The organism is Acinetobacter sp. NBRC 100985, from assembly GCF_000241225.1.
Lineage (GTDB): Bacteria > Pseudomonadota > Gammaproteobacteria > Pseudomonadales > Moraxellaceae > Acinetobacter > Acinetobacter venetianus.
In genome coordinates this window covers 45933-71685 of sequence record NZ_BAEB01000031.1, presented here as the reverse complement: position 1 = coordinate 71685, position 25753 = coordinate 45933, and the positions used below count along the sequence as shown (strand labels likewise).

General features: G+C 40.1%; 20 protein-coding genes and 2 pseudogenes. 12 read left to right on the top strand and 10 right to left on the bottom strand.

The window, feature by feature from the left end:
* Positions 1–81 precede the first annotated feature (81 nt).
* Both ACT4_RS12005 and ACT4_RS12000 read left to right on the top strand, forming a co-directional pair.
* A complete protein-coding gene (locus ACT4_RS12005) occupies positions 82–1257 on the top strand; it encodes a thiolase family protein (protein WP_004877202.1) in 1176 nt (391 codons plus the stop codon).
* A 134-nt stretch (positions 1258–1391) separates the two neighbouring features.
* Positions 1392–1829, top strand: a complete 438-nt coding sequence (locus tag ACT4_RS12000; protein WP_007482575.1) for a VOC family protein — start codon at positions 1392–1394, stop codon at positions 1827–1829.
* 168 nt (positions 1830–1997) lie between these two features.
* On the opposite strand, the gene ACT4_RS11995 is transcribed toward ACT4_RS12000, so the two are convergent.
* From ACT4_RS11995 to ACT4_RS11975, 5 genes are all read right to left on the bottom strand, one after another.
* Complete coding sequence (locus ACT4_RS11995; RefSeq protein WP_007482573.1) at positions 1998–2483, bottom strand: DUF934 domain-containing protein; 486 nt, start codon at positions 2481–2483, stop codon at positions 1998–2000.
* Positions 2476–4119: a nitrite/sulfite reductase gene (locus ACT4_RS11990; RefSeq protein ID WP_007482572.1), complete on the bottom strand. Its 1644-nt coding sequence runs from the start codon at positions 4117–4119 to the stop codon at positions 2476–2478. Before ACT4_RS11990 ends, ACT4_RS11995 begins: the two co-directional genes overlap by 8 nt.
* A gap of 221 nt (positions 4120–4340) precedes the next feature.
* Complete coding sequence (locus ACT4_RS11985) at positions 4341–6737, bottom strand: glucose/quinate/shikimate family membrane-bound PQQ-dependent dehydrogenase (protein WP_034605102.1); 2397 nt, start codon at positions 6735–6737, stop codon at positions 4341–4343.
* 138 nt (positions 6738–6875) lie between these two features.
* Positions 6876–8096 carry a carbohydrate porin gene (locus ACT4_RS11980; RefSeq protein WP_171054818.1) on the bottom strand — a complete coding sequence of 407 codons (1221 nt, stop codon included), beginning with the start codon at positions 8094–8096 and terminating at the stop codon, positions 6876–6878.
* 144 nt (positions 8097–8240) lie between these two features.
* The gene (locus tag ACT4_RS11975) at positions 8241–9359 is read right to left on the bottom strand and encodes a CaiB/BaiF CoA-transferase family protein (RefSeq protein ID WP_007482567.1); all 1119 of its coding nucleotides are present in this window, start codon (positions 9357–9359) and stop codon (positions 8241–8243) included.
* A 213-nt stretch (positions 9360–9572) separates the two neighbouring features.
* Here ACT4_RS11975 and ACT4_RS11970 point away from each other — a divergent pair, with 213 nt between their 5' ends.
* Complete coding sequence (locus ACT4_RS11970; RefSeq protein ID WP_007482565.1) at positions 9573–10586, top strand: AraC family transcriptional regulator; 1014 nt, start codon at positions 9573–9575, stop codon at positions 10584–10586.
* A gap of 80 nt (positions 10587–10666) precedes the next feature.
* Here ACT4_RS11970 and ACT4_RS11965 read toward each other — a convergent pair whose 3' ends face one another.
* Positions 10667–11098, bottom strand: coding sequence for an NUDIX hydrolase (locus tag ACT4_RS11965; RefSeq protein WP_017196700.1), 432 nt, complete (start codon positions 11096–11098; stop codon positions 10667–10669).
* 249 nt (positions 11099–11347) lie between these two features.
* Here ACT4_RS11965 and ACT4_RS11960 point away from each other — a divergent pair, with 249 nt between their 5' ends.
* From ACT4_RS11960 to ACT4_RS11930, 6 genes and pseudogenes are all read left to right on the top strand, one after another.
* Positions 11348–11968 carry a hypothetical protein gene (locus ACT4_RS11960; protein ID WP_007482564.1) on the top strand — a complete coding sequence of 207 codons (621 nt, stop codon included), beginning with the start codon at positions 11348–11350 and terminating at the stop codon, positions 11966–11968.
* Positions 11969–12254: 286 nt separating this feature from the next.
* Positions 12255–13459, top strand: a pseudogene (locus ACT4_RS11955) (acetyl-CoA C-acetyltransferase).
* A gap of 10 nt (positions 13460–13469) precedes the next feature.
* Positions 13470–15605 carry a 3-hydroxyacyl-CoA dehydrogenase NAD-binding domain-containing protein gene (locus tag ACT4_RS11950; RefSeq protein WP_007482559.1) on the top strand — a complete coding sequence of 712 codons (2136 nt, stop codon included), beginning with the start codon at positions 13470–13472 and terminating at the stop codon, positions 15603–15605.
* A 166-nt stretch (positions 15606–15771) separates the two neighbouring features.
* Positions 15772–15996 (top strand): hypothetical protein, encoded by a 225-nt coding sequence (locus tag ACT4_RS11945; protein WP_007482557.1) that lies wholly within the window; start codon positions 15772–15774, stop codon positions 15994–15996.
* A 66-nt stretch (positions 15997–16062) separates the two neighbouring features.
* The gene (locus ACT4_RS11940; RefSeq protein ID WP_007482555.1) at positions 16063–16917 is read left to right on the top strand and encodes a patatin family protein; all 855 of its coding nucleotides are present in this window, start codon (positions 16063–16065) and stop codon (positions 16915–16917) included.
* 242 nt (positions 16918–17159) lie between these two features.
* Positions 17160–17389: pseudogene (locus ACT4_RS11930) on the top strand (hypothetical protein).
* Between the two features lie 18 nt (positions 17390–17407).
* Here the strand turns inward: ACT4_RS11930 and ACT4_RS11925 are convergent.
* Together ACT4_RS11925 and ACT4_RS11920 are read right to left on the bottom strand one after the other, a co-directional pair.
* Positions 17408–17839, bottom strand: coding sequence for a GNAT family N-acetyltransferase (locus tag ACT4_RS11925; protein WP_007482553.1), 432 nt, complete (start codon positions 17837–17839; stop codon positions 17408–17410).
* Positions 17840–17848: 9 nt separating this feature from the next.
* Entirely contained in the window at positions 17849–19063 is a 1215-nt protein-coding gene (locus ACT4_RS11920) for an SAM-dependent methyltransferase (protein ID WP_007482552.1), read from the bottom strand.
* A 101-nt stretch (positions 19064–19164) separates the two neighbouring features.
* Here ACT4_RS11920 and ACT4_RS11915 point away from each other — a divergent pair, with 101 nt between their 5' ends.
* The 3 genes from ACT4_RS11915 to lpxO all read left to right on the top strand — a co-directional run bounded on the left by ACT4_RS11915 (position 19165) and on the right by lpxO (position 22367).
* Positions 19165–19806: a hemolysin III family protein gene (locus ACT4_RS11915; RefSeq protein WP_007482550.1), complete on the top strand. Its 642-nt coding sequence runs from the start codon at positions 19165–19167 to the stop codon at positions 19804–19806.
* Between the two features lie 120 nt (positions 19807–19926).
* The gene (locus ACT4_RS11910; RefSeq protein ID WP_007482548.1) at positions 19927–21237 is read left to right on the top strand and encodes an MFS transporter; all 1311 of its coding nucleotides are present in this window, start codon (positions 19927–19929) and stop codon (positions 21235–21237) included.
* 224 nt (positions 21238–21461) lie between these two features.
* Positions 21462–22367 carry a lipid A hydroxylase LpxO gene (gene lpxO, locus ACT4_RS11905; protein ID WP_004877237.1) on the top strand — a complete coding sequence of 302 codons (906 nt, stop codon included), beginning with the start codon at positions 21462–21464 and terminating at the stop codon, positions 22365–22367.
* Positions 22368–22427: 60 nt separating this feature from the next.
* Here lpxO and ACT4_RS11900 read toward each other — a convergent pair whose 3' ends face one another.
* Both ACT4_RS11900 and secA read right to left on the bottom strand, forming a co-directional pair.
* On the bottom strand, positions 22428–22835 hold the full coding sequence (locus ACT4_RS11900; RefSeq protein WP_007482545.1) for a hypothetical protein: 408 nt from the start codon (positions 22833–22835) through the stop codon (positions 22428–22430).
* 141 nt (positions 22836–22976) lie between these two features.
* Positions 22977–25709, bottom strand: coding sequence for a preprotein translocase subunit SecA (gene secA, locus ACT4_RS11895; protein ID WP_007482543.1), 2733 nt, complete (start codon positions 25707–25709; stop codon positions 22977–22979).
* Between the last annotated feature and the right edge of the window lie 44 nt (positions 25710–25753).

Here is a 25753-nt window from a genome sequence, read left to right as displayed (position 1 = left end):
AAAAAAACCAAAACTCGTATTTTTGACTATACTGCATAGGTTTTGAACATTCTCTACAAATTATAAATCTGGAGACACATAATGACTGATATCGTAATTGTTAATGGTGCTCGTACTGCAATGGGCGGCTTCCAAGGCGCTTTATCAAGTGCAACAGCACCTGAACTTGGGGCGATCACAATTAAAGAAGCAATTGCACGTGCTGGCCTACAACCAACTGACGTTGAAGAAGTGATCATGGGTTGTGTGTTACCAGCAGGTTTAAAGCAAGGTCCAGCACGTCAAGCAATGCGTAAAGCTGGCTTACCAGATTCAACAGGTGCTGTAACAATTAACAAGCTTTGTGGTTCAGGTATGAAAGCTGTTATGCAAGCGTCAGACATGATCAAAGCAGGTAGTGCTGAAATTGTTGTTGCAGGCGGCATGGAATCAATGACTAATGCTCCTTACGTTTTGCCTAAAGCGCGTGCGGGCTATCGCATGGGTCATGGTGAAATTAAAGATCATATGTTCTTGGATGGTCTTGAAGATGCAGAGACAGGTCGTTTGATGGGTTCATTTGCACAGGATATGGCAAATAAACGTAGCTATACACGTGAGCAAATGGATGATTTTGCTATTCGCTCTTTGCAACGTGCTCAAAAAGCAATTACTGAAGGCTACTTTAAAGATGAAATCGTTCCAGTCACTCTTTCGACACGCAAAGGTGATGTTGTTGTTGATCAAGACGAACAACCTTTGAATGCAAAAATTGATAAAATTCCAAGTTTGAAACCTGCATTTGCAAAAGACGGTACAATTACCGCTGCAAATGCAAGCTCCATTTCTGATGGTGCTTCTGCACTTGTACTTACTTCAGCAGATGTTGCTTCTGCACGTGGCTTACAACCTTTAGCAAAAATCATCGCTACGGCTTCTAACTCTCAACACCCTTCTGAATTCACAATTGCTCCTGTTGGTGCGATTGAGAAAGTATTGAAGAAAGCAGGTTGGGATGCGCAAGAAGTGGATCTTTGGGAAATCAATGAAGCTTTTGCTATGGTTACAATGTGCCCGATTGATGATTTCAAATTAGATGCTGAAAAAGTGAATATCAATGGCGGGGCTTGTGCATTAGGTCACCCTGTCGGATCAACGGGTTCACGCATTATTTTGACACTGATCCATGCACTTAAACGTACAGGTGGTAAGAAAGGTGTTGCTGCGCTTTGTATCGGCGGTGGTGAAGCGACTGCTGTTGCAATCGAATTGATCTAAGATTTATTGTCTTATAAAAAATCCTGCCTTGTGCAGGATTTTTTTATGCTTAATAATTACAAAAAATAATTCACCTATTGTTCAAATAGAGCTACGTTATGCACTGTATAAAAAAAACAACAAGGAGCTTTAAAATGCAACTTAATCACTATCTAAACTTTAAAGGTCAAACAGAACAAGCTTTTATTTTTTATCAATCCGTTTTTGGTGGTGAATTTGCAATGCTTAGTCGTTACGCGGATATGCCACCAGCAGAAGGTGTCACTTTATCAGAAGCCGATAAAAGTTTAATTTTACATGTGTCTTTACCCATTAATGAATATACCGTACTAATGGGCTCTGACGTAACTGATCAATTCTGCGCTCCAAATAGCAGCTTTATTCAAGGAAATAATCACTATATTTCAATTAATATTGAAGATGATGAAATGGAAGCACGCCGCCTATTCAATCAATTATCTGTGGGCGGACATATTGAAATGCAATTAGAAAAAACATTTTGGGGGGCGCTATACGGTGCATTTACAGATCAATTTGGCATCAAATGGATGGTGAATTGTCAATTAGGCTAAAAGATTATAGCTAAATACTCATACGAACTAATAGATAGAAGAAATTCTCATATTAAGTTGAGTTTTTATGATTAGTTATTCTAAATGGTTTGATTTATTTACGACTAGGAAAAATATAGCTCCATAAAAAGCTGAACCTAAGTTCAGCTTTTTATTACAAAAAAATTTCTAAGCGCCTGTTTGGTAGCTTGCTTGCGGTACAGCGGTAGAAGCTTGATAAGGATTGGTAAAGTCCTGAAGCCCAGCAGCAGCCTCTTGAATATCCTTACCCTCTTTCACCACAAAAGTATCAAAGCCAGAACGTTTTAAATAATTTAGAACATCCTTAAAGATATCACCGACAGCACGTAACTCACCTTGATAGCCTTGGCGACGTAACAATGCTGCAAATGAATATCCTCGACCATCATTAAAACCAGCAAATTCGATAAAAATTGCATCAAATGCATCTAATGGAAACTGATGGGTCTCAGGAGAATCATTGACTGTAATATAGAGCGCTTTTTTACCTTGCACATTTGGTAATTGATCAAGCTGTGCTGTTGTTAAAACCACATCACCCGCTGGAACAACACCATCTTCAGCAATCACTTGATAGGTATTATCTGCAATTGTGCCATCTTTAAAAAGCACTTGTAGCGTTGTATTAAGCATAAGCACGCTCCTTAAATGGCTGAATGCCGACACGGCGATAGGTATCAATAAAACGCTCACCTTCATTACGCAAATCAAGGTAAGTATTTAAAATTTCTTCGATCACATCTGGCACAGCATCAGCAGCAAAAGATGGGCCTAAAATATCACCTAAAGACGCATCATGATCCGCATGTCCACCTAAGGTAATTTGATAGAATTCTGCACCTTTTTTATCAACACCAAGAATACCAATATTCCCTACATGGTGATGACCACAAGCATTCATACAGCCTGAAATATTCAGGTCGAGCTCGCCAAGATTATAGATCGTGTCTAAATCATCAAAACGACGGCTAATCGCTTCTGAAATTGGAATTGATTTCGCATTTGCCAATGAACAGAAATCACCGCCCGGACAGCAAATAATATCGGTAATAAAACCAATATGCGCACGCGCCATATTGTGATGTTCAAGCGTTTGCCACAATTCAAATAAATCTTTTTGTGGAACATCCACTAATGAAATATTTTGTTCATGCGTAGTACGGAACTCACCAAAGGTGTATTTATCTGCTAAGTCAGCAATTAAATTCATTTCCTCAGTAGTCATATCCCCTGGCGCAACACCTGCACGTTTCAAAGAAATCGTCACAATACGATAACCTTTAACTTTATGTGCATTGGTATTCACATTAAACCATTGTTTGAATTTAGGATGTTCAGCAAACAAAGTCGTGAAATCTTGATCTTCTAAATCTTGATAATCAAATGGCGTAAATTCTTCATCCAATTTTTTCAAGATTTCTGGTTGAATTTTCAATGCTTCACGTGTGTGTTCAAATTCAGCTTCAACTTTTTGCGCAAATACTTCGGGCGTAAGCGCTTTGACTAAAATCTTGATACGCGCTTTGTATTTATTGTCACGGCGACCATGTAAATTATAGACACGTAAAGTTGCTTCTAAATAAGCAATCAAATCTTCGCGTGGTAAAAATTCACGGATCACACTACCAATGATTGGAGTACGGCCTAGACCACCACCAGCCATGATTTTATAACCGATTTCACCTGCATCATTACGCACGATATAAACACCAATATCATGGAATGCTGTCGCGGCACGATCTTTTTCTTCTAGAGCAGAAACCGCGATTTTGAACTTACGTGGTAAGAAGGCAAATTCAGGGTGGAATGTACTCCACTGACGAATCAGCTCACATGTTGGACGTGGATCAGCAATTTCACCTGCAACCACACCTGCAAACTGGTCAGTGGTTGTATTACGGATACAGTTACCAGACGTCTGTACAGCGTGCATCTGAACCGTTGCTAGCTCGGCAAGGATATCAGGTACATTTTCTAATGCTGGCCAGTTCAACTGAATATTTTGGCGTGTTGAAACGTGCGCATAACCGCGATCATATTCAGTCGCAATCTCAGCAATTTTTCTGAGTTGTTTTGTATTCATTAAGCCATACGGCACAGCGATACGAAGCATCGGCGCGTAACGTTGCACGTATAAACCATTTTGCAAACGTAATGGACGATATTCGTCTTCGGTCAATTTTCCTGCTAAATAGCGTTCTGTTTGATCGCGAAACTGAGCAACACGTTGGTTGATCAGCTGCTGATCGAAGTCAGTATATAAATACATGGCGTATGGCTAGTAAATTCATTATAAAGAGGGCTAGCATAGCGAGCTTTTATTCATCAATAAAATGCTTTTTTTGCATATTTAATAACGGTTTTATTGATAAGCTTATTAAAGGCTATAAAAAGAAAAAGCCCAGATAAATCTGGACTTTTAACCTTCCCTAACCTCTCTTTATAAAAGAGGGGAACTCCTCCCTTTATGAAAGGGAGGTTGGGAGGGATTTAAGGTAAAGCATAAGCGACGAGATAGTCACCCATCTTAGTACCGAATGAGCCATGCCCACCTGCCATGATCACGACATATTGTTTACCATTGGCTTCATAAGTCATTGGTGTTGCTTGTCCACCTGCAGGTAAACGTGCTTCCCATAACTTATCGCCATTTGAAACATTAAATGCACGAATGTAGTTATCTTGGGTTGCACCCACGAACATCACATTACCCGCAGTTGAAATCGATCCACCAAGACCTGGTACACCAATTTTTACAGGTGGCAATTGGAACAATTGTGGCAAGCTGTCTCGAATCGTACCAATACGTTTTTTCCAGACCACTTCATGCGTTTTTAAGTCCACACCAGCAACAAAGCCCCATCCAGGTTGTTTACATGGTAAGCCGAATGGTGAAAGGAATGGACTAATATCAACACCATAAGGTGTACCATACATTGGTTGCATGCCCTGTTCAGTACCTGCACCACGTGCAACTGGCTCACGGTTTGGATCAGCAGGAATCAAACGACTCACGAACGGTAAGCCAATCGGATTCATAACTGCGACCTGACGATCAGCATTCACAGACATACCGCCCCACTCGAACACACCTAAGTTCCCAGGGAACACGAGGGTGCCATTTTCAGAAGGTGGTGTATAAATGCCATCGTAATTCAAACGTTTAAACTTCACCCGACACATTAACTGGTCAAACATTGTGGCACCCCACATGTCTTTATCTGTCAATTTATCTTTAGGCGCTAAGTTAAAATCAGAGAATGGTTGAGTTTTTGAATAGAACTCACCTTTAGTCTGCGGACCCCATTTTACAGTTTGTGGAACTGGCTTCTCAGTAATCGGAACAATTGGCTGGCCATTACGACGGTCTAATACAAAAGCATTCCCCGTTTTGGTTAAGACATAAATCGCTGGAACAGTTTGACCTGATTTATCTTGGACATCTGCTAATGAAGGTTGTGATGGTACATCCATATCCCACAAATCATGATGTGTGGTTTGGAAATGCCAAACAAGCTTACCAGTCGTTGCATTGATCGCTAGCATTGAGTTCGCATAACGTTCTTTTAACTCAGTACGATCTCCACCCCAAATATCTGGTGTACCGACACCTGTTGGAACATAAACGATATCTAGTTTTGAATCATAGGCAAGTGGCGCCCAAGCGTTTGGTGAGTTATGCACAAATGTTGTGTCTTGACCTGGCATTGCATTTGGATCAGCGGCACCAGTATCGAATACCCATAGCAATTTACCAGTATTCACGTCATAACCACGAATCACGCCCGATGGCTCTTTATTCGAATGGTTATCAGTAACCGAACCTGCAATGACCACTGTAGTACCTGATACAACACCCGGAGATGTCGGGTTATAGCCGCCTGGATAAGCATATGGCATGAATTCTTGTAAATTCACTTCACCATTTTGCCCAAAATCAGAACATGCTTTACCTGTATCAGCATTGACCGCAACTAAACGACCATCATTTACAGGAACGAATACTTTGCGTGGACATTCAGCAGAGCTAGACTTTTTCGCTTGTAAACTGGTAGCAAATTCAGTGGTATTCGCCGCATCGTAGTACATCACGCCACGACAAGTTAAATGTTGGAAGGTTTTATCCGTTTTGAGTTTTGGATCAAAACGCCATTTTTCTTTACCTGTCGCAGGATCAAGTGCAATCAAATGTTGATGTGGGGTACACATATACATATTGTTGCCAATCTTGATCGGTGTCACCTGATTGGTTGTTTCGCCTGAATCATTTTCAGTTCGGAAATCACCTGTACGGAATGTCCAAGCCACTTTCAAGTCTTTGACATTTTTGTCATTAATTTGAGTCAATGGAGAATAGCGCTCTCCACCTTGGCTACGACCATAAGCAGGCCAATCTTCTGGCGCAACGCCATCGACTGCTTTTGCTTGTTCAGGTTGAGGCGTTTCGATTACACCATTAATTTCTTGTGGATCATTAAAGATTGAATACACCATCACGACGATCGCAATTGCTAACGTAGATGATAGTGCAACTTTACTTGAACCTAGCTTATCAATACCACGCGTTACAGCAGGTACTAATAACCACAAGCCCAAAACACCTAAAACATCAAGACGCGGAGCAAGTGCCCAGAAGTCCGTTCCAACTTCCCAAACACCCCAAATCACACTCCCTAACATTAACGCGGCATAGACCCATAATGGGCCAGATGCGCGCTTATAAAGTTGTACTGCTACAATCAGTAGCAACACACCAGCAATTACATAATAATAAGACCCGCCAATTGTCGCGAGCCAGACACCGCCAATGAGCAAGAACAATGCAATCAGGCCAATAATAATGACCGTCAATGTTCTAAGCCCAGATTTTGAAGCAGATTGATTCATAAGATCACCTTGCATCTTTTGATTTTAGATCCATTAAAAGGACAAAAACCTTTCAATGGTCGAATTCAATTCATCAAGGAAACTTTGCAGATGTAATCTTATGCATTGACTAAATGTGCAAAGTTTCTCAACTTTTAGTTAGAAAATAGTTTGAAACTTAATCCCACCAACCCACGTTTTATCGCCATTTTTCAATGCACCAACATGATGGACATATTGAATATTTGGACGAATCGTCAGCCAGTTGGTTGCATGGACGCCGTAATACAACTCAGTGTTATATTCTTCATCCAAAAGATTGTTGTTTTTATCATTGGCGTGAATACGAGCCACACCTAGAGCAAGTTCATCTTGCGGGCGTTGATCAAGTAAGCCTTTGTAGACCAAACCAACATTTTGCATGTCTTTAACAGCATTGGTTTTTGAATCATGTACTGTGACATTTATAAAACCAGTTAAACCACGATCAGATTGACCATTATGTTGAGTTAACTGTTGCTTGGCTGAGAACCAACCACCTTGTTTGTGTCCTGTCTTACTTGGATTTTCGATTTCAGTTGCATCAGCTGTACTGTAGTAATAGCCAAAACGATATTCACCTGGGAGAGAAAGTGCGCCTAGTTTTGGAGTCCATACAACTTCAGCAGGAATGATTGCCCCACGAGAACCATCAGTACTCAAGTTAAAACCTTTACCGCGCTGTAAATTTTCAGGGTTGTATTCATAAGCCCCGATTTGTGCATAAAGATCAGGTTGAAGGTTGTACTTAACACGTAATGCCCACTGACTCACAGGCCAGTTATACCATTGATCACCAACCCAGTTCCCGACTTGAGAACCACATAAAGCTAAGTTTTGGAAATCACAGTCAAAACTATTAAAGTCTTCACCTTCACCAAAACGACCCACTTTAATATCTAAGGCTTGATCTAAAAATTTCTTTTTGATCCAGAGATCCGTGAGGCGCCATGTTTGACCACGTCCCCAAACCTCTTGCACTGAACTCAGATGCCCTTGCAGACCATCCGCTGTTTGAGAAAGCGACTGACCATCACGATAGGTAATCGTGATCTGAGCTTCTGTATCTTGCCAACCTAAAATTTTGTTTAGATCAAGATGTGTGCCTAAAGCCAATTGTCCAGTATATTCACTGCCATGACTTGAATGTTGTTTAGAATCTAAAACCCCTGCAAACTCACCCGTGTAATCCGCAGAAAATTTATAACCCTGTTCTTGCAACGCAGTGCGTTGACCGTTCCAATCCCCAAACAGCCATTGACCATTTGGGTCAAAAGCTTCGGCTGCTTGAGTTTGTTGTGCGAAAAGACTCAATGATAGAACGGATAAACAAGAAACAATCAATGATTTAGAGATTGTCATGTTTACGTAACCTTTTATGTTTTTGTATATAAAAGGTTACTCCGATTTTGAAATTACAATTTATTCAAAATGTTAATGATCTGTACAATATGTTAACAATCAGTGATTGAATGCACATATTTTCTACCATTTGCCCTCACCCAAGCCTTGCCCTATAAATGCATAGTTCATTTTCGAACGAGAAAACTTGATTGGACATGCAAGCTGCGGTTCAGTTTGCTCTGCATTTTCAGACAATGGAACATCGACCACCCAGCCACGTTGATCAGCAATTGGCGATACTAATGCCTCGTCAAGGCTGAGTACAGGCTCAACACAAATGTCGAGATTTTGGAATAGCTGTTGCCATGCTGCAAAATCTTGGGTCTTAAATTTCTCCTGCAATGCCTGCTTAACGGCTTGACGATCTTCAGGATCAAAGGATGCACCTTTTGCCAGCAGAATCGGTAAGTCTAATGCTGCTGCTAAACCCGCCATAAATTGCGGCTCTAAACTGCCTACTGAAAAATAGCGACCGTCTTTAGTTTCATAATAATCATAGAAACTCGCACCATTCAACATACCTTGTTCTGGTGCTTGAGGTGTCTGCCCAGCAAGACTGGCAGAAGCAGCCATGCTATTTAAGCTCGCCACACAATCTGTCATCGAAATATCAATATATTGACCCATACCACTACGTTGGCGCTCTACAACTGCTGCCAAAATCCCAATCACGGCATGTAAAGAACCTCCTGCAACATCTGCGATTTGAATCCCTAATGGAGGTGGTCCACTATCCTGACGACCGCTATGCCCAGAGACACCAGCAAGCGCAAGATAATTAATGTCATGCCCTGCCCGATCTTTGTATGCCCCTGTTTGACCATAACCCGTAATCGAGCAATAAATTAATCTCGGATTAATCTCAGCTAAAGTTTCATAATCCAAACCTAAACGGCGCATCACATCTGGTCGGAATTGCTCAACCACAATATCAAATTCAGAGATTTTATTTTTCAGCAACTCAATATTGGCTGCATCTTTAAGATCTAATGCAATCGACTGTTTATTTCTGTTTAAATAACTATGTGCAGTGGCCTGACCATTCGCATAGGGTGGCATAATCCTTACTAAGTCAGGGCGAGTCGGTGACTCAATATGGATAACTTCTGCACCCATGTCTGCTAGATACATACTCGCAAATGGACCAGGTAATAAAGTTGAAAAATCTAGGACTTTCAATCCCTTTAAAGCAGATGGCATAATAATTTTTACTCAATTTGTTCAAATTTTCTTTTATACTAGGTTTGGATAAACACAAAAACAATGTCATGTTCAGCCATTTACCTTGATAGTTTCGGCAATTTAACATGTACAGAATGAGCAATTATTTTTCTTGTCAATTGCCCAATTTGATATTTTAGACGGTTATTTAGGTCAATTATCGTGAACAGTAAAGAAACTGAAGGATTCAATATGAGCCGTGATACGATCAGCATCCACTTCGTGAATGCGGCTTTAACAGGTGTTAAGCGCCTAGGCATGGACGTTGAAACATTACTTTCACATGTCGGTATAGAAGCAGAATTACTGCGCCAACCTAAAGCTCGAATCTCCCCTGAGCAATACACTCGCTTTGTAAAAATGTTATGGATGGTCACTCAAGATGAGCACGTTGGCTTTGATGTCCAACCACGTCGTCTAGGTACATTCGCAATCATGTGTCAGTTGATTATTCATTCTAAGACACTTGGACAAGCACTTGAGCTTTCATCTCAATTCTACAAATTGTTTGGCGACGAATGGTCTGTAAGTTTAGAGCGCGATAAGCATGAAGCTCGTTTGGTTCCTCATATTCCAAAAGCACTCGATCCAGATCATTTCATTACTGAAAGTATGCTGATGATTTGGCATGGTCTTGCTTCATGGTTGATTGAGCGTCGATTACCTTTAGAACGCGTTCATTTTGGCTATGAGCGCCCAAACCACGCCGATGAATATGATGCACTGTTCTTTGCGCCAGTAATGCAATTTGATGCGCCACGCACAGAAATTACCTTTGCTGCAGATTATCTCGACTTACCAATTCGACAAGATGAAAACACTTTAGAAGAGTTTCTCAAAGCTGCACCAGCGCAATTGTTAGTGAAATTCAAAAATACTAATTCATTAACATCGCGTATTCGTGATGTATTGAAAAGTCAAATTGGCGAAGAAATGCCAACACTTAATGATGTTGCATCCATGCTTTATCTTTCACCACAGACTTTACGTCGTCGCTTAGCAGCAGAAGGTAAAAGCTATCAAGGTGTCAAAGATGCCTTGCGTCGTGACGCAGCAATTCACTTATTACTTACACCGAATCTTACGCTTGAAGATGTTGCTCAACAGGTTGGATTTAGTGAAACCAGTACTTTCCACCGTGCATTTAAAAAATGGACAGGTTTAACTCCTGGTTTGTATCGTCAGTTGCACGGACACCATAATTAATGTGTTCTATACAAGTGTTCAACTTTTAAGAGTTGAACACTGCTTCTTGTAATAAATAGCATTAATAATAAGTTTAATTTTTATGTTGTAAACAACCACTGATCAACACCTGTGGGATACACAGCATAATGATTATTTTCTATATCTTCTTTTGTAAACCACTGCGCCAAATAAGTTGATCCGTTCGTTTCATGTCCCGTTATTTGATGAGTTAAATACATCGACTCATCAACAAAATCAGCGCAATAAATAAAAACAACTTCATGCCCTTGCTGACCATCAAAAGTGAATAAGTTTTCTAACACGCCTAAGAGCTTTGGATAAATAATTTGCTTATCAATTTCCTCCATTACTTCACGGCATACAGCCCGTTCAGACAATTCACCATATTCAATCCCGCCACCAATCGGTCTTAAATAATTTTCATTTTTACTAGGATCATATCCTTTTGAAAGTAAGACCTTCTCCTTATAACGGAAAATACAAAGTGCCTTGGTTTTGATCTGATTCATTATTTCGTCTTCGCTAAACATAAATTATAAAATAGCAATTATTACAATGCTTTATAATAAAAAATCTTAAATTCGATAAGCTATCGACACAATCATCTCTTTTTATTTAATCTAAAATCTTAATTTCCCTAAAGACTTTCCGATATCTTATTTGTAGATTCATTCTAAGCAATCTAATATATCTAAAATCAAAACTAGCTCCAAAAAATCCAATTTAGCTTTAATTTTAAATATTTATGGGGAAATCGTATGAAATATTCTATGGTGTTGACTGCCTTATTATTAGCAGTATGTACATATTCATCACAAGCAAAAACGATATCTGCTGAGAAAGCAAAGCAATCAGTCATTCCTCCTGTAATCAACATTTCAGGTCAACAACTTCGCGTCAAAGATACAATTAATAGTGTCACCAAGCGATTTGGAAAACCTGTATCCACAGCAGATTATGGTGATATGTTCCACTATGTATATGCAACTCAAGATGAAAGATACGCCATACATGTTTATAGTGAAGATGGCAAAGTGGTTGATCAATATCGTGTCCAAGGTATCGACTGGGACAAACCTCTGGACCGTTATAAAAAAGACAACGTCAACATGGTATTCGATGGTCGTACTGTCGTATTAGGTGATGATATCCAACATACAGGAAGAACTTTTTCTAATACGTGTCTTGTATTCGGAGCAGATGTTTATATGTTCGCTGATCGTGGTGACTACACCGTAAATGCCACATTTGAGAAAAATAAAAATAGTGGCGGCGATCTCTACACCAATGTACTCGAAATTGGTTCACTCGGTCTTGGTTGGCAAGATGATCCGAACCAATGGTGCATTCCGTTAAAAGACTATAAAGCTGAAAGCTAATACAATTAAATTTAGAGTCTTAGCTGATTAATTAAGATCATCAACTAAGATTCTAAAACCCCCAATTAATATCATTTTATTAGATTGATTTCTAATGAGATAAATCATCTTCACTAAAATCAGAGTAGTTGATTCGAGCTTTTTATTTCTTTCATCTTGCAGCTAAAGAACAATCTGAACAATTGGCGAAAAACATCAAACTTGCCAACGTTTATCATCATTGCACTAGCACTTAAATTGAGTACACTCGATAAACAACAATTTTAAGGTGATACAAGGAAAACCTATGAGCGAGGCCTACATTATTGATGCCATTCGCACGCCACGCGGAAAAGGAAAAAAGACGGCTCACTTCATGAAGTAAAACCAATTACTTTACTGACTTCATTACTGAATGAATTACAACAACGCCATCAACTCGACACATCGAAAGTTGATGACATCGTATTAGGCTGTGTAACACCTGTTGCAGACCAAGGTGGTGATATTGCAAAAACTGCAGCAATTGCCGCGGGTTGGAATGATGATGTTGCAGGGGTACAAATCAATCGATTCTGCGCATCTGGCTTAGAAGCGGTGAACTTGGCAGCACAAAAAGTACGTTCAGGTTGGGAAGACGTTGTCGTTGCTGGTGGCGTAGAGTCAATGTCACGTATTCCAATGGGTTCAGATGGCGGTCCTTGGGCACTTGACCCTGAAACCAATTTAAAATCTTCATTTGTTCCACAAGGCGTTGGCGCAGATCTTATTGCAACGTTGGATGGCTATAGCCGTGCAGATGTCGATGCATTTGCTGTCGGCTCACAACAAAAAGCCGCTGCTGCTCAAGCAAATGGTTATTTCGATAAATCAGTTGTGCCTGTAAAAGATCATTCAGGTGTCATGATTTTAGAAAAAGATGAATTTATTAAAGGCAATACCACTGTTGAAGGCTTAGCAAAGTTAAATGCGAGCTTTGAAATGATGGGACAAATGGGCTTTGATGCAGTTGCATTACAAAAGTACCCTGAAGCTCAAAAAATCAATCATGTGCATCACGCGGGTAACTCGTCAGGTATCGTGGATGGTGCGGCGGTTGTACTACTTGCTTCTGAAAAAGCGGTCAAAGAACAAGGTCTAAAACCACGCGCCAAAGTACTCGCTACAGCATTAGTCGGTACAGATCCATCCATTATGTTAACAGGTCCTGCCCCTGCTGCTCGCAAGGCGTTGGCTAAAGCTGGTTTAACAATTGATGATATTGATCTTTTTGAAGTGAATGAAGCATTTGCTGCTGTAGTCATGCGTTTCATAAATGAACTTAAAGTACCTGCCGAAAAAGTCAATGTGAATGGTGGCGCGATTGCAATGGGTCATCCATTGGGTGCAACTGGTGCCATGATTTTAGGAACTTTACTTGATGAGTTAGAACGTCAAGGTAAAAAACGCGGTCTAGCAACATTATGTGTCGGTGGTGGTATGGGCATCGCTACCATTATCGAGTTGGTGTAAGGAGCACAACATGAGCGCTATTAAATACGAAAAAAACGCTGACAATATTGTAATTCTTACCCTTGATTCATCTGGTCAATCTGCAAATACCATGAATGCAGAGTTCCGTGATTCACTCGATGAAGTCAGTCAAAAATTAAAGGCTGAAACTGAACTGAAAGGTATTATTTTCCGTTCTGCCAAGAAAACCTTTTTTGCAGGCGGTGACTTGGATGAACTGATTCAAGTACAACCTGAACATGCGACTGAGTTCTTCAAAATGATTGAAAAACTCAAAGGTAACTTACGTACGATTGAGACTTTAGGTGTGCCTGTTGTTGCAGCTTTAAACGGTACTGCGCTTGGCGGTGGCTGGGAAATCGCTTTAGGTTGTCATTATCGTATTGCCATCAATGATCCGAAAACCAAATTTGGTTTACCTGAAGTAACTTTAGGCTTGCTTCCAGGCGGTGGTGGTATCGTGCGTATGGTACGTTTGCTTGGTCTACAAAATGCATTTCCCTTCTTGATGGAAGGAAAGCAGTTTGGAGTGGATAAAGCAAAATCGCTTGGTTTAGTACATGACACGGCTGAAAATGAACAAGAGCTTTTAGATAAAGCGATTGCTTGGGTTAAAGCCAATCCGAAATCACAACAACCATTTGATGTGAAAGGCTACAAGATCCCTGATGGCGATCCTAAAACGCCTGCGGTAGCTCAAGTATTAGCAATTGCACCAGCGATGCTACGTGACAAAACCAAAGGTTGCTATCCTGCTCCTGAAGCGATCATGGCTGCCGCGGTTGAAGGTGCGCAAGTCGATGTGGATACCGCTTTACGTATCGAGTCACGCTACTTCACTCAACTGACTGTTGGTCAAGTGTCTAAAAACATGATCGGTACATTCTGGCATGGCCTAAATGCGATTAAATCAGGCGCAAGTCGCCCTACTGATGTTGCAAAATGGCAAGCGAAGAAAGTCGGTGTGCTGGGTGCTGGGATGATGGGTGCAGGTATTGCCTACTCAACCGCAATCAAAGGCATTCCTGTAGTACTCAAAGATGTGTCTGTAGAAAATGCAGAAAAAGGTAAAGCGTATTCACAAAAGCTCCTTGATAAACGCGTTTCGCAAGGTCGAATGTCTGCTGAAAAACGTGATCAAGTCTTAGCACTAATTACTGCAACCGCTGATGCAGCAGATCTGCAAGGCTGTGATTTGATTATTGAAGCGGTATTTGAGAATCAGGAATTAAAAGCCAAAGTGACACAAGAAGCTGAACCGTATTTAGCTGAGGGTGGAATCTTTGCATCGAACACCTCTACTCTGCCAATTACGGGTTTAGCGACAGCAAGTAAAGATGCACAGAATTTTATTGGCCTGCATTTCTTTAGCCCAGTCGACAAAATGCAATTGGTCGAAATCATCAAAGGTAAAGAGACTTCTGCCGAAACATTGGCTAAAGCCTATGACTTTGTACAGCAAATTGCTAAAACGCCAATCGTAGTCAATGACAGCCGTGGCTTCTTCACCAGTCGCGTATTCGGAACCTTTATTCAAGAAGGTATGCGTCTTCTTGCTGAGGGCGTGCATCCAGCGAAAATCGAAATGGCTGCACTCAAAGCAGGTATGCCTGTAGGTCCATTGGCAATTCAAGATGAAGTCTCTTTAACGTTGACCGAGCACGTTGCAGGAGAAACACGAAAAGCACTTCAAGCAGAAGGTAAAGATTTACCAAAAACACCTGTGGATGAAGTGGTTCACACCATGATTCATGAGCTGAATCGTAAAGGTAAAGCCGCAGGTGCTGGTTTCTATGATTATCCTGAAAATGGTAAAAAACATTTATGGGATGGTCTAAGCCGTTGGACAAAAGCCAATGATATTTCTGAACAAGATATGATTGACCGTTTCTTGTTTGTTCAAGCACTCGATACTTTACGCTGCTATGAAGAAGGTGTTTTAGAGTCAGTGATTGATGCCAATGTTGGTTCTATTTTTGGGATCGGTTTTGCACCGTGGACAGGTGGAGCAATTCAGTTCCTCAATCAAAATGGTATTGAGCAATCACTTCAACGCTCAGAAGAGCTTGCTGCTAAATTTGGTGAACGTTTCAATCCACCAAATTTATTAAAAGAGAAAGCACAGCAAAAAACTGTGATTCAATAATCTTGATTCACTAAAGCCCGTTAAGGCCCGTATGGAACTCCTTGTCTGTACGGGCTTTTTATTCTCTCGACAAAATCACAGCAAAACATCTGAGTAATACATTACAATTTATGCTATAACTTTACCCAATTAAGCTTTATTTTTTCGCATCTTTTGGGAATTTTTTATGTCTGAAAAACTCTGTCCTGAAACATCTCCTTGGGGCTGGAAAGCACTCATCATCACTTGTATTTTAAGCTTTTTATTTATGGTGATTTTCTATTTGGCGATCAACAATGAGCCAGATTATATGCCAATGAACCAAAAGAAAGCCGTAACTCCAGCTGAAATGTCACAATCCTCTATGTCAATGGAAATGGACAGCACTGAAGGCCATCAACATAATCACTAAAGTGTTATTGTCGAACATGATAAATCTGTGTTAAACAGGGATTTATCATGTTATTCGAGATTTTCAATGCTTCAACAAAATCGTCAGGCACTGGTCGTTGAAGGTGGTGGAATGCGTGGTGCATTTACCAGCGGTGTCTTAGATGCATTTTTGCAGCAACAGTTTAACCCCTTCGATCTATGTGTCGGAGTTTCTTCTGGTTCAACCAATCTCGCCAATTACTTAGCTGCACAACAAGGTCGCACGCTACAAATCTATTTAGATCACTCGCTTCGTTCCGAATTTATCCAATACGGTCGCTTTTTTAAAGGTGGTGACTTACTGGATTTAAAATGGATGTGGGATGTCGTTGAAAAAGAACATCCGCTAAATCAAAGTCATTTATTTGCCAATCATCCTGAATTCTATATGGTGCTTACTCATGCTATTTCAGGAGAAGCCACCTATATCAAAGCGTCAAAAGACAATATCTTAGACGGTTTAAGAGCATCAAGCTCAATTCCTGTATTGACTCGTCAAGCTGTTGAAGTCTTTGGTGAACCTTATTTTGATGGTGGTGTAGCTGATGCCCTTCCCATCCACTGGACTGCTCAACAAAACAATGTTTCAAAGCTTATGGTGTTACGTACACGACCAAAAAGCTACTTCAAAGCAAGCAGCAAAGGTGATCAATTCTTAGCAAAATATATGTTTAAGCAACAACGAGGATTTGCTCAGAGCCTATTAGTACGGACTCAACGTTATAATGACTCGGTAGAATTTGTACGTTCGTCATCAGAACAGAAAATATTAGAAGTATGTCCTCCTGATCTCAAAAATATGGCGGGACGTCTCTCAAAGAACAAAGCCAAAATCCGTTATAGCTACGATGTTGGAATAGAAACAGGGCTTAAAGCAATTGAGCAGTGGAAACTGCTTTAACAAATAATCAAGCCGTCAACCTGAGCAGTAATGCTGACGGCTTCTAGATCAAATGCTACAAACATTAAGATCAAATCACTTCAATATTTTCAAATCAATCGCTTCAACTCAATCAAAAATATAAATCATGAAAGTGCACTCAAACACAGGATAAAACCATATAATACTTATGGTTTTCTGAGCATTGCTCAGTTTTTTATTTTTGTTATTACAATGCAAAATTTATTTTTGGATATTTTTTTATGAGTGATCGCTCAAATTCTCACAAAGATTCTAACGAAACTGTTTTAGGCTGGAAATTTGTCATCATTGTTGGTGTACTCAGCACCATTTTTTTAAGTTTTTCTATTTAGCAATGACGCAAGAACCCGAGTATATGCCGGGCGCGCAACGTAAAGCACAACAAGAAAAACAAATTGCCCAACATGCATCTGCTGCATCAGAAGTTGTTGAGCAAAATCAGCAAAAATAAGTTGATCGAATAATTCGCTTATAAACTGTGAAGACCAATCGGCATCACCATTTCAATATGTGGGATGCCGCACTCATCATATTCATCGCCTTGTATGCCAAAGCCAAGCTTTTCATAAAATGAAATTGCATGAACTTGTGACGATAGCTGTAAGCTTGGTCGTTTTTGAGCCTGAGCGTAAGCAATAATCTGCAACATAATCAATCGACCTATACCCTGACCACGGTAAGCTTTGAGCACAGCAACACGTCCTACACTATTGTTTGCTAATAACCGAGCCGTCGCAATCGGTTGGTTTTGTTCATAAACGACAAAGTGCTGAGAAATTGCATCTTGATCATCCCACTCATCTTGCTCAGGAATATTTTGTTCACAAATAAAGACCAATTCCCGAATGAGTTTTGCATCCTGCTGTAATTGATCCCACGAACCCTGTTTAACGCTGAACATATTTCTCTCTTAGCATTTACAGCCGATATTCTCGATTGGCATTTGATCTTGCAACAATAGTTCTAAGCTTTGCTTTTGAATGCCATACATTTCCTTTAACGCTTGAATCTGCTGCATAATTTTCGTATCAGGCTGCTGAATATCTTTACGCTTAGTTGCTAAAATCATTTTATTCTTACTGGTGTGTTCTAAAGAAACGAACTCAAAAACTTTGGTTTCATAGCCATAAGCTTTTAACAATAACGCTCTCAACGTATCCGTCAGCATCTCAGCTTGTTGCCCCGCATGGATTCCGAATTGCAACATCGGTTGTAATACTTCTGGGCTTTTCAACTGCGGGCGTAATTCTTTATGACAACATGGCGCACACATAATCATTGAAGCATTTAAACGAATACCTGTATGAATCGCAAAATCAGTTGCAATGTCACAGGCATGTAGTGCAATCATCACATCTAATTTTGCTGGTTGATAACTACGCACATCACCTTCAAAAAAATCAAGATGATTAAATCCAACCTCATCTGCGACCTGCTGACAGAACTCAACTAAGTTAGAACGTAATTCAACACCTGTAATCAACGGCGTTTTATTTTGAGCCTGTAAATAATCATATAAAGCAAAAGTTAAATAACCTTTACCTGAGCCAAAATCTACAATATTCAACGCTTGTTGGGATGCATCGATTTGTTCATAGGCATTTGAAAAGATTTCAATAAACTTATTAATCTGTTTCCATTTACGTGCCATGCTTGGAATTACTTGTCCCTTTTCATCAGTAATACCAAGATGCTTTAAAAATGGACTCTGCTGTTGTACATAACGATGTTTTTCACGATTATGCTGTTGCTCGATTTTAGTTGCTTCTGCTTGTTTTTTTTGTCGACTTAACATCGCTTTCTTTTTATTTTTCTTAAGTTGAACATCTTCATGCAACGTAAAAAGATTGACTTGTTTGGATTGCGATAAAAGTTCAGCAATTTTTTCTAAACCTTCATCAATAGAATAGTTTTTGGTCATGTCTTGTGTCGGATAATGATATAGACAAGATAAAGTAGCTTGACCTTGTAACTCAATTTGACGGAATGTCATTTTCTCTAATTGTGCCAACTCACCTTTATACTGACTCAAGATCAGACGATCAAAGCTTTGATTTTCAATCGATTGCTGGATATCCAAGAAAAACTGCTGTTCTTGTTCAAATGAAAAATTCGGCGCAAACATAATGAAAACCTGACAAATAGAAACTAAATTTTAAAGCGTCTTACTTTAAAAGGGAAATTGCATTACGATACAGTTGTATTTTTATGTAGCCTAATTGCTAGATGAACACAAAAACATTGTTGGACTATGACCCGAAAGAAGAACTACTTAATGCATATAGTCACGGTATAGGTGCTGCACTCGCACTCATTGCATCTGTATGCTTGATTATTAAGGGACATACATTGCCACTCGGACAATGGCTTAGTCTATGGGTCTACGGCTTCAGCCTTGTCTTATTACTGTTTAGTTCAATGATCTATCATTTTGCGCAAGATGAACGTAAACGTTATTGGTATAAAAAACTGGATCACACCGCGATTTATTATTTAATTGCAGGAACTTATACCCCCTTCCTCAGTATCGCAATCCCAACAGCCAAAGCGCATTACTTACTGATTGCACTTTGGGTGATTGCTTTGATTGGCACACTGTTTAAATTAGTTTTTATTCATCGTTTCCAAAAGGTCTCTTTAGCAGCTTATCTTGTTATGGGCTGGTTAGCTGTTTTGGTGATGGATGATATGCAAAAGTATCTCTCACAGGGTGCAATTCAATTACTCATCGCTGGCGGTGTTGCCTATACGGTCGGTACGTTGTTTTATGCTTTAAAAAAGGTAAGATATACCCACGCAATTTGGCATGTTTTTGTGCTAATAGGGGCAGGTTTACACTTTCTAGCAATCTATTGTTATGTACTTTAAGCTTGGTCACTCAACAACTTAAATCTTAACTTTCAGTTTTCTGAGTAAATCCCGCATTCAAAAAGGAATTTCAAGACAGTTTCATTTCTGCTTCTTGAACACAAAAAATGAAGGTCTTGTATGTCGTCAAGTTCTACGACTGTCACCACAGAAGTGGCAACCAATTCAAAAGTAAGGGTATTATTCGCCAGTCTGGTCGGCACAACGATTGAGTTTTTTGACTTTTACATCTACGCCACCGCAGCAGTCCTGATCTTCCCTCATCTATTTTTCCCTGAAAGCAGTGGCAGTGCAGCTATTTTGCAATCATTAGCGACATTTGCGATCGCATTTATTGCACGCCCGATCGGTGCTGCCATTTTTGGACATTTAGGGGATCGAATTGGACGTAAGGCAACACTTGTAGCTGCTCTGTTGACCATGGGTATTTCAACCGTATGTATTGGTCTACTGCCAACTTATGCTCAAATTGGAATCGTTGCACCTTTATTATTGGCCTTGTGTCGTTTAGGTCAAGGGCTTGGTTTAGGTGGTGAATGGAGTGGTGCCGTCCTACTTGCAACTGAAAATGCCCCTGAAGGTAAACGTGCTTGGTATGGAATGTTTCCTCAACTAGGTGCACCGATTGGCTTTATCTTGGCAACAGGTTCCTTCCTATTACTTACTGCATTTATGTCTGAGCAAGCATTTATGACATGGGGATGGCGTATTCCGTTTGTCGCAAGTTCAATTTTAGTGTTAGTGGGTCTCTATATCCGTTTAAAACTGCATGAAACACCTGCATTCCAAAAAGTTCTGAACAAACAGAAAGAGGTCAATGTTCCTTTCAAAGAGGTGATGACCAAACATTTCCCGATGTTAGTCCTCGGCACAATTGCTGCAATCTGTACCTTCGTGGTGTTCTATCTCACTACCGTTTTCGCCTTAACATGGGGAACAACACAGTTGGGATATACACGCAGTGAATTCTTAGAATTACAACTGGTTGCTACCTTATGTTTTGCAGGATTTATTCCTTTGTCTGCAATTTTTGCTGAGAAGTTTGGTCGTAAAAATACATCGATTGCCGTATGTGTATTATCTGCTTTATTTGGTTTGTGCTTTGCCCCTTTACTTGGCTCAGGTAGCCCAATTCTCGTATTCTTGTTCTTATGTATGGGGCTTTCGATCATGGGATTGACCTATGGTCCAATTGGCACGGTGCTGTCTGAAATTTTCCCAATCTCAGTACGCTATACAGGTTCAGCATTGACCTTTAACTTAGCAGGTATTTTTGGCGCTTCATTTGCACCCTATATTGCGACAAAACTTGCTGAAAGCTATGGCTTAGGCGCTGTTGGTTTATATCTCAGCGTTGCGTCAATCTTATCTTTAATTGCATTTTTACTGATTCGTGAAACCAAAAACGATGATGTAAATAATCAAATTTAGTGTTTTATATTAGGCTGAGCATTACTCTGATGCTCAGCCTATCCAATAATGATCTTATAAGTTAATTACATCCATTCTGCCCGTACTATCATCATTCATCTTCTATCGAACAACCACTCATCAGACAGCACAGTTCGTCGCATTATATTGATCAACGCCACACATTCTCGGCAATATTTTTTATGCTAGAATAGCCGCCTCCTATTTTTTAGACGATTGTACTTATGTACGCAGTGATTATCGTTGCCGTATTTTTAGTCAGTTTTTTATACACTTTTTACCGTGGTAAGGAACGATTAAAAGCATCTCGACAATTATTCGACCATTCTACATTCTTAGCACCAGTCAACATGTTTATGACTGGTTTTTCTAAATTACCTAATCAGCCATTCTTTGATGTTGCTCAATTTCCAGAGTTAAAACCATTACAAGATAATTGGCAGGTGATTCGAGAAGAAGCTATTCAGCTACAAAATCAAATTAAAGCAGCTGAAAAAAATAATGATGCAGGTTTTAATACCTTTTTTAAACGTGGTTGGAAGCGTTTCTATTTGAAATGGTACCAAGACAGCCATCCATCTGCACAACAACTTTGCCCTAAAACAGTTGCCTTGCTTGAAAGTATTCCTTCTGTGAAAGCTGCCATGTTTACAGAACTGCCTTCTGGTAGTTATTTAGGTAAACATCGTGACCCTTATGCTGGCTCAGTACGCTATCACTTAGGTCTCGTAACACCAAATAGTGATGATTGCTTTATTGAAGTCGATCAAGAGCGTTATAGCTGGAGAGATGGTGAGGCAACGGTTTTTGATGAAACCTTTGTGCATTGGGCTGAAAACAAAACTGATGAAACCCGTATCATCTTATTCTGTGATATTGAACGCCCAATGAAATGGGGCTGGGCACAAAAGTTCAACCATTGGTTTGGTCGTAATGTCATGTCAGCAGCAAGTTCGCCTAATGATGATCAAGATAAAACAGGTTTTATCAACCGTATTTTTAAATATGGATATGCAGTTCATCACTATGGACGTGGTCTAAAAGCTCGTAACCGTCCACTTTACTATGCTTCGAAGTGGTTATTGTTTGCCATTATTATTGGCTTAATCCTGCTACCAAGTATTCTATAATTCTGATTCATCAATAAAAAAGAGATGCAAAAGCATCTCTTTTTTATTACCTACTCAATCTTATTGAGCAGCTTGCTGTGTCTGAGCACTTGCAGTTTGGGCTGCCGCAGCATCAGCAGCTTGTACAGCCGCTTCACCAATTAAAGCAATCTTGGCTTTTTCTTGGCTTTTTGCAGATAGTGCTGGATTAGACGCAACAATACGATTGATGTTTGCAGAGTTTGCAGGCGCAATTGCCGCAGTTTGCAATACGATTGGGCGATTACCCGTATCACCAAGTGTATAACGGATTCCTGTGCGAGGACTAACGACTGTCGTCACTTCACGTTTCACTTGCGCTTCGGCTGTAGTTGAACCTTTTGCAGCCATCACTTTATCAACAGTCGTCGTTTGCGTCGCCTCATTTGCAAATGCTAAACCAGTTACTGCTGTACTCGCTAAAACTAAAAGTTGTAATGCTTTTTTCATTGTCTTCCCGCTTTTAATGCGAATTCAATCAAGATCTTTAAGTCTATTTATGAAACTACAAAGCCAGTTTTGACTCAAGTTACTTCTCGTAAAAAAGCAGAGACCTATGCTCTGCTTTTTATGTCATTTGATCTAAATTACTTAGATTTTACCGTGACATTGCTTATATTTAAGACCAGACCCACAAGGACATGGCGCATTACGGCTTTCTGGTACAGGGAATGCTTGGTTCAAATCACCTTCAGTTTCCTCTGAAACCGTCACTTCACCAGTTAGACCATCAACCTCATCATGCTCAAATGAAAGACGCATAGATTCAGCTTGACGTTGCTGTTGAACCTCTAACTCAGCCAACTCCTCAGCTGTCGGTACATGCACACGAGACAGATCGGTCACCACATCTGACTTAATAATACCGAGCATGTTAACAAATAAGTTAAATGCTTCTTTTTTGTATTCTTGCTCAGGATTTTTCTGTGCATAGCCACGTAAGTGAATCCCTTGGCGTAGGTAATCCATAGCCGCTAAATGATCTTTCCAGTGACGATCTAGCGAATTCAACATGAAGTGACGTTCAAGCATTGAAGCTGATTCAGCACCCATTTGTTCACGACGTTGACGATAACGTGCTACAACCTCATCAGAGATACGTGCAACTAGACCTTCTTCATCTAAGCGGCGATCTTGTTCTAACCATTGTTGAATAGGAAGATCAACCCCTAAATCCGCGCGTAATGCATTTTCTAAACCTTCAATATCCCACTGATCGTGGATTGACTCAGGTGGAATAAAGTTCGCAATAACACCCTTCATCACCTCATGATGCATTTCTTCGATGTAGTCTTGCAACGTACTTTCAGCTAGGATTTCATCACGTTGAGAGTAAATAATCTTACGCTGTTCGTTATTCACATCATCGTACTTCAATAAGTTCTTACGAATATCAAAGTTACGCGCTTCTACTTTACGTTGTGCATTCTCAATTGAACGGCTCACCATTTTGTGTTCAATCGCTTCGTTCTCTTGTAAACCCATCGCACGCATCATTGCAACAACACGATCACCCGCGAAGATACGCATCAAATCATCTTCAAGAGACAGATAGAAACGTGACACACCTGGATCACCTTGACGGCCAGCACGACCACGCAGCTGGTTATCAATACGACGTGATTCGTGACGTTCAGAACCGATAATATGTAAACCACCTGAACTTAAAACATCTTCGTGATCTTTTTCCCACTGCGCTTGTAAACGAGCTTCATCTTCAGCAGTATGATTTTCGATTTTTGCAAGCTTAGCTTTCCAGTTACCACCAAGCAAAATATCCGTACCACGACCAGCCATGTTAGTTGCAATCGTTACCGCATTTGGGCTACCTGCTTGTGCAATAATATCTGCTTCACGTTCATGCTGTTTCGCGTTCAAAACTTCGTGATGAATACCAGCTTGCAGTAGTTTTGCAGATAAAATCTCACTCGCCTCAATCGTTGCTGTACCAATCAAAATTGGTGCAACACCTTGAGTACGGATATTGGTAATTTCTTCGATGATAGCGTTGTATTTACCATTACGATTTAGATAGATTAAGTCGTTGTGATCTTGACGAACCATTGGACGGTGCGTTGGAATAATCACAACATCTAAGCCATAAATTTCTTTCATTTCCGCTGCTTCAGTATCAGCAGTACCTGTCATACCTGAAAGCTTTTTATAAAGACGGAAATAATTCTGGAAAGTCGTGGTTGCTAAAGTCTGGTTTTCAGGCTGAATTTCCATGTTTTCTTTAGCTTCAACTGCTTGGTGCAAACCTTCTGACCAACGACGACCAGGCATGGTACGACCAGTGCTTTCATCCACAATAATCACTTCTTCTTTCTGTGTTTGTGGATTAATACCAATGATGTAGTGCACGTTCTTTTGATAGAGATAATGCGCACGAATCGCAGCAGTGACATGGTGAACCAAATTTAAATTGGTTGCTGAATAGAGGCTTTCACCTTCAGCTAACAAGCCCATACGAATCAATTCTTGTTCAACAGTCTCATAACCCACTTCAGTCATTTCAACTGAACGCTGTTTCTCGTCCACCCAGAAATGACCGCCATCAGCCACTTTCTCTTCTTTTTGTGGATGTAGTTTTGGTGGAATACTGTTGATTAACTGATAGAGCTGAGATGAATCTTCGCTTTGACCAGAAATGATCAATGGTGTACGCGCTTCATCAATTAAGATCGAATCGACCTCATCAATAATCGCATAGCTTAAACCACGTTGTTTTTTCTCTTGTAGAGAAAACACCATGTTGTCTCGAAGATAATCGAAACCAAACTCGTTGTTCGTACCGTAAGTAATATCAGAAAGATAAGCTTGAGCTTTCTCATCAGGCATTTGCATCGAATAAATCACACCGATGCTCAAACCTAAAAATTCGAATAATGGACGGTTCAACTCAGCATCACGCTGTGCTAAGTAATCATTCACGGTAATCACGTGAACACCTTGACCACTTAATGCATTGAGATAACATGCCAATGTACCCATGAGAGTTTTACCCTCACCAGTACGCATCTCGGCAATTTTACCTTCATGAAGTGTAATACCACCGATAAGCTGAACGTCATAATGACGCATACCCATCACACGTTTTGCAGCTTCACGACAAACAGCAAACGCTTCTGGCAATAATTTATCTAAGCTTTCACCGTTGTTAAATCGTTGTTTGAATTCTGGAGTTTTTGCAGAAAGGTCTGCATCGTTTAGTGCAGATATCGTCGGTTCAAGCGCATTGATTTGCTCAACAATTTTACGCATGCGTTTGAGTTCACGCTCATTTTTAGTACCGAAGATACCTCCGATCAGACTTGCCAACATGAATAAACTCTCTAATCCTGTTTGTTTAAATAGGTAATTTTTTC